A 1,348-nucleotide genomic window follows, 5' to 3' on the forward strand; every position below is an offset into this window, starting at 1 on the left:
TTGGTTGAAGAAGACGTTCAGCTTCCTACTGGTCAAGTCATTTCACACACCACCATTCACCATCCAGGCGCTGCTGTAATACTGCCAATCGCTGCCAATGGCGATATAGTCTTAGTGAATCAGTTTCGACCTTCTCTCAATAAATGGCTTCTGGAGTTACCAGCAGGCACTCGTGAAGGCGACGAAGACCCGCTCTGCTGCGCGCAACGTGAGTTGGAAGAAGAAACTGGCTTCAGCGCAGAAAAATTTACCCCACTCGGTCAAGTGACACCACTTGCTGGGTTTTGTGATGAAATTCAGTATTTGTTTGTCGCCGAACACTTAGCCAAAACCAATCGCTACGAGTGTGACGACGATGAAGTGATTGAAGTCGTGACATTGTCACGGGAACAGCTCGAAGAAAAAATTATTGATGGCACCATTACCGATGCCAAAACCATCGCTTGCTTAAGCAAAGCTCGCCTTTGCGGATACATTTAGGAATTTGGACCAAGGAGATATTCATGGATTTTCGTTCAGACACAGTGACTCAACCCACCCAAGCTATGCGCGAAGCAATGTTCAGCGCCCCTGTTGGCGATGATGTTTATGGTGACGATCCTACCGTAAACGAGCTAGAGCAATTCGCGGCTGAATTAGCAGGGTTTGAGGCAGCGTTGTTTACCACTTCTGGCACACAAGCAAACCTTTTAGGATTAATGGCGCACTGTGAGCGTGGCGATGAATATTTATGCGGCCAGCAAGCGCACAATTACAAATATGAAGCAGGTGGCGCAGCGGTACTGGGTTCTATCCAGCCTCAACCAATTGAAAACAATCCAGATGGCACGTTGCCATTTGACAAATTAGAGGCAGCAATTAAACCTGATGACGCGCACTTTGCTCGTACTCGTCTGCTAAGTTTAGAAAACACCATCAACGGTAAAGTGATCCCACTGTCTTACTTAGCGGAAGCTCGTGAATTCGTTAATAAACACAATCTGAAACTGCATCTCGACGGTGCCCGCGTGTTTAACGCAGCTGTTGCGCTCGATGTTCCCGTCAAAGATATTGGTCAATACTTTGATTCCATGACGATTTGTTTATCGAAAGGTCTTGCGGCACCCGTTGGTTCACTGCTGCTTGGCAGCAAGGAATACATCGCGAAAGCTCGCCGTTTAAGAAAGATGGTCGGTGGCGGAATGCGTCAGGCAGGTATTTTAGCGGCAGCAGGTAAACTGGCGATCACGGAACAAGTCGCGCAGTTAAAGCAAGATCACATCAATGCAAAAGCATTGGCGGAAGGTTTAGCTGAACTACCGGGTTTCTCGGTAAATCCTGACTTCGTTCAAACCAACATTGTGTTTGC

2 protein-coding genes are annotated in these 1,348 nt (G+C 47.6%); both read left to right on the forward strand.

Annotated elements, in window-relative coordinates; all coding sequences use genetic code 11:
* On the forward strand, positions 1–480 hold a 480-nt coding region (locus R7E00_RS23600), incomplete at its 5' end, for an NUDIX hydrolase (protein ID WP_318124658.1).
* Between the two features lie 23 nt (positions 481–503).
* The coding region (gene ltaE, locus R7E00_RS23605) for a low-specificity L-threonine aldolase (protein ID WP_318124659.1) at positions 504–1,348 on the forward strand (845 nt) is incomplete at its 3' end.

It is taken from the genome of Vibrio sp. Vb1755 (assembly GCF_033338635.1).
GTDB classification, from domain to species: Bacteria; Pseudomonadota; Gammaproteobacteria; order Enterobacterales; family Vibrionaceae; genus Vibrio; species Vibrio alginolyticus.